Raw genomic sequence first — 7,968 nt, 5'->3', positions numbered from 1 at the left:
GAAATGCCAAGAAGTTGAAAGTAAAGCTCTAAAAGTTGGAAAACCCGGTAGACCGAAAGGCGGTGGATCTTCACTCAATGAGGCGCAACAAGATAAAGTGCAACAGTGTTTAAATAACACAATGCCAGATCAACTCATGCAGCCTTTCGCTTTATGGACGCGGCAAGCGGTTGTCTTTTTGATCAAGGATCTCTTCCATTTAGATATGCCTATAAGAACCAAAACATCAGCTCAACTGACCACGTATACAAATTTGTAGTCCCGCCACACTGCAGGGCTGCCTCGCTCTCTACTAACCTAAGTTGGAATCGCGAACTAAACAGGTGGATAGTCCAAACTGAGTCTGGCGCCCCAGCCTATGGATATTCCTATAGAGCATTAGAAGACCTGCACTCACCTTAAAGAACAGCTCAGGCGACCAAATATTTAAATCCAACAGCCCAGTCGATAACCTCGAACACATCTGGCAGACAGATCTCAAACCCGGTGAATACACACTCACGGTCAGTAAGACTGGCTCTCTAATTTCAGACTATGCACTAGCGTTGCGAGTGGACCTTCAGACAGCCCCCCCACCGCTATTTACGAGGACAAGTGCAACCAAATCCGTCAATTTTTTTCAGATTTAGCACCCAATCACAGCTACACCCTCCAGCGCGGTAGCAACCTCACTTCATGGGTCGACCTGACCACTAAAACCTCTGATGCATTAGAAGCCTTCAGTCATGACGAACCGAACAAAGAATTAGCCAACGAATCTTTTACCGCCTCCGCTACTACACGCCTTAAATCGAATAATCCTCGAACTCGACCCTTGTCTAGAGCATCAACGCCAGCCACATTGCTCGCATGAGCATGAACGACACACTTACGGCCGATATGAAGACTGCAATGAAGGCTAAAGACAAGCTAGCCCTCACCACCATTCGCGCCCTCAAATCTGCTATCAAAAATGCAGCTATTGAGCAAAGCGGAGCAGATGCAACTCTAGACGACACTGCTATCATTAGCATCATCCGCAAGCAGGTAAAACAGCGCCTAGATTCCATTGATCAGTTCAATACCGCCAACCGCTCAGAGCTAGCTGAAAATGAAAAAGCCGAAATCTTAGTCCTCGAGAAATACCTACCGACTGCAATGACTGCAGACGAAATTAATGCAGCCGTAGCTGAAGTAGTCGCCGAAACTGGTGCTGCATCCCGCGCTGACATGGGCAAGGTCATGGGACTTCTTCAGAAAAAGACAGAAGGTCGTGCAGATGGTAAGATCCTCTCTCAGGCTGTCATGAAAGCACTTTCCTAAGCAACCTGTAATATGATGCTTTCAGCTATCGTTGTCGCAGCGGGGTCTAGCCGCAGGATGGGTTTTGATAAACTCATGGCTCCACTTGCAGGGGCCCCAGTGCTAGAACACTCTATTAATGCATTTGTTCTATCTGACGCTGTGAACGAAGTGATAGTAGTGTGTCCAGAGCAGAGATTTACTAAACTTAAGATCATTCAGAATGGCACATTGATCAAGCGTGTTGACGGAGGAGAAAACAGACACAACTCGGTCTCTAACGGATTGGACGCCCTCGACTCAACCTGCACATGGGTGGCTGTGCACGATGGAGCTAGACCATTGATCTCCCAACAACAAATCCACGCAACTCTCGAATCCGCGCAACTGCACAAGGCTGCCACGTCTGCTAAACGTATCACAGACACAGTCAAACGCTCAGACTCAGAACAATGTATCAAAGAGTCTGTCGATAGAGAAAACCTCTGGGCGATGGAAACCCCACAAATTTTTAGCAAAGACCTACTTCTTCAAGCTTATCATGAAGTCGAAGAAGCGCAGGATCTTGTGACGGATGAGGTCTCAGCCTTGGAGCTGATCGGTGTCCATACTTACCTAGTGCCCAATTCAACACCCAATCTAAAAATAACTTTCCCTGAAGACTTGGCCCTCGCTGAGCTTCTCCACTCAGGATCGAACTAATGCACGACTCAGCCACATATAAGCACACCAATATTCGCGGGTTCCACATTGCAACTTGTGAAATGCCCTATGTTGAGAGTGTTTCAGTTGGAATTTTCATTCCTGTTGGTAGTCGCCATGAATGCGAAGCCGAAAATGGCTCAGCTCACTTTGCTGAGCACATGATTTTTAAAGGCACTCCAACACGCAATGCTCTGGATCTAGCAATCACTATCGAAGGCTCAGGAGGCAGCGTCAATGCATTCACCACTGAGGACCAAACATGCCTCGAAACACGTGGCCCTGCTGAGCTATTACCTCACTTGTTAGAAGTGATGAGTGATATGCTATGGAACTCGACCTACCCCTATGAGGAAGTAGAACGCGAGCGCGAAGTGATAGCCGAAGAAATTGTGATGTACCATGAGAACCCTAGTGACCACTTACACGACCTACTCTCAGAAGCTCTCTGGCCAAACCACCCGATGGGTCGCTCGATCACTGGTTCAGAAGCATCCATTTTAGGCATCAACGCCGATTCACTCTCAGCGTTCACCAAAAAACATTATGCTAGTGAAGGTATCACTATTTCTGTCGCGGGTAACACCACACATGCTGAAGTTCTAGAGCTCGTTGAAAAACTACTACCCCAAAAAACGCATGAGAAGAGCCCCTACGAGCAATTTGCTCCTAGAAAACCCTCGAATGATGTCCCGTCTCTACACGACCAACGAAAGATCGAACAATCACATTTAGCCCTAGCCTTTCACACCTCTGGCCGACATTCAAAAGATCGCCATGTTCTGCGCATGCTTAGCCTATTGTTAGGTGAAACGATGAGTTCCAGGCTATTCCAAGAACTACGTGAAAAACGCGGACTATGCTACCACATCGCGAGCGACTTCAGCCTCTATGAAGACACTGGCACCTTTGAGATCCACGCTGGACTCGACAGTGATCGCTTAGAAGAAAGCATCCTAGCTATCAAACTCGTCATCAATGATATCCTAGAAAAAGGATTCACCGAGGATGAGCTTACTCTGGCCAAACGTTTCGCTATGGGCCAAGCGCGTATAGGACTGGAGACCCCCCACTCCCAGATGAATTGGATGGGAGACTCGCTCACATCTTTCGGTAAAATCGTCAACCCTGTCGACGCAAGAAACACACTCGACTCAGTCACCCTTGATCAACTTCAAGAACTAACAAAAAAGGTTTTCCTTAAAGAAAATCTAGCCATTGCCAGCATCGGGCCTCACAGCGAGGCTGAAATGCAGAACCTTCTTCAGCATCTACATTTCAAGCACCCGAGAACGGTATACGCAACTTGAAATCTGGGATTCTCACACTGAATAAACCTCCTGACTCCGTAGTTCCAAACAACGCACCTTGCACCTCAGATTCATGCTGAACCACATGGTAGCTATTGTAGGTGAATTCTCCACCCGGCTCAATCGTCGGCGTCTCGCCAACCACACCCGCGCCTTCAACCACGGTGCACTCACCATCGGCCTCACGCACAACCCACTTGCGCCCCTTGATCGTCACTGTCACCTTTGCATTATTCTTCACCGTGATGAAATACACAAAAGCAAAGGATTTATCCTTAGGCGTATCGAGGTGAGGTACGTACATCACGTTCTCAACTCGTACAATGAGTCCTGAAATTTGCTGATCATTTAAATCCACTGCTGCAGTATAGCCCAATCATGCTGGATCATTCAACCCTCTAGAGAGCCAAGCTTGCGTGAATTATTCCTAACAAATCCGTCTCGCTTTCGTTAGCTGGCTCAACCTCAGCTAAAATCAATTCTACATTTTTGCGCAATTCTTTATGCATTGGCTCAACTAACCACTCAGCCCAAGCCACAACTAACAACTGCATTTTTCCGCCTGAGCTCAAATCACCCCATTCAGTCTTTGAGTAGACAACGCCTAAACTCGCTTGTTCCGCAGTTCCTTTCTCTCGCAAAAGAAGGTTAAAAACCGGCTCATCCACATCAACAGCATCGGCAAGCTTAAGCACGTAGGCCACCTGTTGGGAACTTCCAACTTCCATCAATTGCGATGAAGCTACCTTAAGTCCATCAACAGGCTGCTGATAGCCCAACAATTTGTAAGATTTAACTGATTTTGAAAACTCCAACGCAGCTTCTAAATCCACTGATTGCTGCGCGTTAAAGCTCAAAAATAGTAACAACTCAGAGGAATCCAGTGGTGACTCAATGATCTCAACTCCAGCACTCACTCCGTTGTGAGTGATATCCGCTAACCGTCTGGCTGGGCAATGATTCAACAATTCTTCTAGACGCACACTTGCCGGCGATGGCATTTCACCAGCTGCCACGCTTTTACGCACCCAAGCATAGCTAGCATTACCTGCCACTAGCGGAATACGCATCTCAGGCCGATCAGAACGCAATACCCAAGGGGATTTTTGCTCAATAGCCCCGCTTTGAACTAGAATAGAACTCTCTACCCCTTCTGCACGCTCGGCAATCTCTGATCTCAAAGAACTCGCATGCATTTGCAAGCCCTCACGGAGTTTACTTGGTTGCTCAGCGCTCGCAGATTCCATATTCATCCACGATTCAGTGCTAGGGCTCACACGTTGGAGCAGCTCTCCGTCGGACAGTGAGGACCAATCTAGCTGTACGATATTGGCATCGTTATTCTCACCGCTAGGTCGCTGGAGAATGGTCAGTGAAATCACCACTGCAGCAGCCACTCCCAACACAGCAACCACGCGCCTCCCCCAATTCTTCTCTGGTATATGCACGACATTGCTCGGCTCTGCAGAAGATTGGAAAATAGCGGCACGCTGCTCAGGCCGCAGTGAGTACTTTGGTTCAGAGTCCACTTGGAAAATTGTCTCAATTGCGACCAATTCATCCACTGCCGCTTTTAGCAAAGGATCGGAAGCCACCTGCTTGGCAACCTCCTTTATCTCCTTCGGATTGAGTTCGCCAAAGGCATATGCAGTCAATCGCGGATCATCTATGGTTAGTTTAATCATTCTCTTTTTTTTCCGCTTAGTTTAGTAAATCTTTAGGGAGGATCTCTCTCAATTTTTTGAGTCCATTGTGCAACAAAAATCCTACATTGCTGGAGGTCAGTCCGGTTTGTTCACTAATTTCTTGATAGCTCATTCCTTGCTCAAATTTGAGGCGAATCACGAGCTGTTGATTTTCACTCAACGAGACCATTTTCCGGTGCACTTCATCGAGCCGCTCGTATTTGTCCGCCGAAGAATCTGGCGATGCCATTGCACTTTCCTCTTTTTGCAAAATTTCATCGTCGACACTCACCATGCGTTTCTCTTTACGAAGCACATCAAGAGCTCGATTTCTACAGACAGTAAAAAGCCAACTCTTCAGGCCACCTTTTACCTTTTCTACGTCTTGTTTGTACAAGCGGATGAATGTGTCCTGCACCACATCGCGGGCTCGATCATGATCACGGACAAGACCGATGGCAAAGCCGATGAGCGGTGACTCATACTCTTTTAGAGCATGTTCGACCAACTGTTCTGATGTGGTGATCATATCAAGTTCCATAGCACTTATTTGGCAGTACTATCTGTAGATAAAACGCACAGACCAAGACTTTCTTAGTACAAATATACAAAAAAACCGAAGCAACCTCTGGGTTGCCTCGGATACCTAAAATCTGCGGTCAGCCCTACCAATCTAACTTAGCCCCCACGAGAGCATTAAGCCCTTGCTCGTTCACACCAGAGCCATGTACTCGGTAATCTTCATCAGTGACGTTTTCGATACCAAGTGTCACCAGCAAGTTCTCCCGAACTTGCCACCCCCCACGCACAGATCCAACCAGATACCCAGGAGTTCCATTGCTTGGGATGCGCTGGTCATCACCGAGATCCCTACTGGATAAATTATCTTGAGTCGCCGCTCCCAACATCTGGCCTTCTATCCAATATTTACCACCAGCCTGAGTCCAGCGTAGACGAACGGAACCAAACAATGGAGCCAAGCGTGACACTGTGTCTTCCAATACTGGTCCACCAATCACCTCGCGAGATTTCTGCTTACCATCTTGAAAAGTCAGATTTGCAAAAAGCCCCCATTGCTCAGAAATCCTCCAAGCAGCATCACCTTCAAGCCCCCAAATATATCCGTCCTCACCATTAGTCAGACGTAGGTAGTCAACCTCCTCTATGCTCTCTTCAGCACTAGTAATAGGGTTGCGGATCTGAGTGTAAAAACTCGTAAGACTTAAACTCACATCTCTAAGGTCTGCTTTAGTTCCAAACTCATAGCTGAGCGTTTTCTCAGCGTCTAAATCAGAAGAACCTATCACCTCATCTTTTGATCGTGAAACAGTAGAACCGGTCAAATCTGCTAGATTAGGCGCTCGGAAACCCTCTGAAACACCACCATACAAAACCCAGTCTTGAGTGAGATCGTAGGTCGCCCGCACACTAAATGAAAGGTCTGACCAATTACCATCACCAGATTCATCCACACGTAAATTAAGGTTATAGTAATGGTCCCAAGCTGCATCGAAATAGCTCGCACGTGCCCCTAAATCTAAGTGGAAAGTTTCTGACACATCCCAATTGTATTGAGTAAACCCACCCAAAGAATCATAGCGAGAATTATCGGCCACTGGTCGACGGCTGGGATCACTAGCATCAGTAGCAACATCATCGTGGTAGAAATCCCCCCCCCAGATCAAACGACCTGCCCCCAACTGACCACTAGCCTGAAAGCTCATCCCCAGCGTCTGCACATCAGATACCGACCAACGAGGGTCACTCCTTCTTTCTGAATCTTGTGTCTTTTGGTAAGAGAACGTACTCGTCCAGTCTTCCAACAGTCCGCCGGCATTTGAGCCCGAAAACTTAGCATAGGTAAGCGATCTCTCTTGGTCATAGATTCGGTAATCCAACTTCCCTGGTTGAGTGATATGATCTCCATGCGTCCATCCTGGGTTATTGACCGTGCTGTGCCACCTCCACACGTCATCTTGATTCACGTACTGGTAGGCTAGATCCATCTGAGTTGATTCGCTCAGCGCATAACTAAACTTCAAATCAAGATTTTGCTCTGGATAGCCAGTACGGTTCATTTGACCGAAATAGCTATCGCGAATATCACCATAACTTTTCACACTGACACCAAGGTTGAGCCCCCACTTACCACCTTCACCAATACGTTGTTCCACGCGCCCTACGTGGCTCTGACTGTTGGTATCAAAACGGTAAAACACACTTCCGTCTTGGAAAAATCCTTGCTGGTCACGAAACTCAGCCCCCTTACTAAAGAGGTTTAGCGTGCCGCCTAAGGCATCCGACCCATACATCACAGATCCAGGCCCCTTCACTAGTTCCATCCGATCAACCGAGTACACATCGAGCGTATTCCAATACTGGATCGGACCACTGCGCCAAGTGGAGTTATTCATACGCACTCCATCGACCAACAATAGGTTTTGGCGTCCTGTAAATCCACGGATAAACGGACTACCATGCCCGTGCGTTGTTTTCTGAATCAGCACACCGGAAGTATTCCTCAGAGCTTCAGGCACAGTCCTCAACTGCTCATTGAAAATTTCATCCTTCTCAATGATGGAAATGCTGTAAGGTGACTCCAGCTGTGACTGCTCGACTCGCGAGGCTGTCACTACAGTTGGCTCGAGAAAATCCTGTGCTGATGCCGGGCACACAAGAGCGACTAACGGCAGGACAAAGCGGAAATTACGTGGTGGAATATATATCATTTTACCTTTTCTAAAATGTAACTCGAGGGAATTAATAGAAAATAAACGATCGAGACCAAATAATATTAGAAATTGTTGTAAATAATTCTCGATAGGATAGCTCAACGACACACGCATCCTGTAAGCTCGTCAGAGGGCAACGTCAGCATCCATAAATATTGAGGGCTCTGACAGAAAAATTGTGTTTTTGGTCTGTTAGTTAGGTCATTGCTTCTTCAAAGCCATGACCGATAATTTCCTTCTACTGGATGAGGAGCGCAG

The 7,968-nt window shown here is 47.2% G+C and carries 7 protein-coding genes and 1 pseudogene; 4 read left to right on the top strand and 4 right to left on the bottom strand.

The genetic code is table 11. The features are described 5' to 3' along the window. The 4 genes and pseudogenes from ABGY95_RS02905 to ABGY95_RS02890 form a co-directional block, all read left to right on the top strand. A pseudogene (locus tag ABGY95_RS02905) lies at positions 1–259 on the top strand (hypothetical protein); the annotation flags it as partial. 596 nt (positions 260–855) lie between these two features. Beyond that, on the top strand, positions 856–1,302 hold the full coding sequence (locus ABGY95_RS02900) for a GatB/YqeY domain-containing protein (RefSeq protein ID WP_347440192.1): 447 nt from the start codon (positions 856–858) through the stop codon (positions 1,300–1,302). A gap of 12 nt (positions 1,303–1,314) precedes the next feature. Further along, the gene (ispD, locus tag ABGY95_RS02895) at positions 1,315–1,983 is read left to right on the top strand and encodes a 2-C-methyl-D-erythritol 4-phosphate cytidylyltransferase (RefSeq protein ID WP_347440191.1); all 669 of its coding nucleotides are present in this window, start codon (positions 1,315–1,317) and stop codon (positions 1,981–1,983) included. Beyond that, a complete protein-coding gene (locus tag ABGY95_RS02890) occupies positions 1,983–3,293 on the top strand; it encodes a pitrilysin family protein (RefSeq protein ID WP_347440190.1) in 1,311 nt (436 codons plus the stop codon). Before ispD ends, ABGY95_RS02890 begins: the two co-directional genes overlap by 1 nt. On the opposite strand, the gene ABGY95_RS02885 is transcribed toward ABGY95_RS02890, so the two are convergent. From ABGY95_RS02885 to ABGY95_RS02870, 4 genes are all read right to left on the bottom strand, one after another. Then, the gene (locus tag ABGY95_RS02885; RefSeq protein ID WP_347440189.1) at positions 3,262–3,651 is read right to left on the bottom strand and encodes an ApaG domain; all 390 of its coding nucleotides are present in this window, start codon (positions 3,649–3,651) and stop codon (positions 3,262–3,264) included. The genes ABGY95_RS02890 and ABGY95_RS02885 overlap by 32 nt on opposite strands. Before the next feature lie 40 nt (positions 3,652–3,691). Then, positions 3,692–4,978: a von Willebrand factor type A domain-containing protein gene (locus ABGY95_RS02880; RefSeq protein ID WP_347440188.1), complete on the bottom strand. Its 1,287-nt coding sequence runs from the start codon at positions 4,976–4,978 to the stop codon at positions 3,692–3,694. A gap of 16 nt (positions 4,979–4,994) precedes the next feature. After that, on the bottom strand, positions 4,995–5,519 hold the full coding sequence (locus ABGY95_RS02875) for a sigma-70 family RNA polymerase sigma factor (protein ID WP_347440187.1): 525 nt from the start codon (positions 5,517–5,519) through the stop codon (positions 4,995–4,997). A 124-nt stretch (positions 5,520–5,643) separates the two neighbouring features. After that, entirely contained in the window at positions 5,644–7,707 is a 2,064-nt protein-coding gene (locus ABGY95_RS02870) for a TonB-dependent receptor (RefSeq protein WP_347440186.1), read from the bottom strand. Positions 7,708–7,968 lie beyond the last annotated feature (261 nt).

It is taken from the genome of Rubritalea sp. (assembly GCF_039830215.1).
Classification (GTDB): domain Bacteria; phylum Verrucomicrobiota; class Verrucomicrobiia; order Verrucomicrobiales; family Akkermansiaceae; genus Rubritalea.
This window is presented reverse-complemented; position numbering and strand designations above follow the sequence as displayed.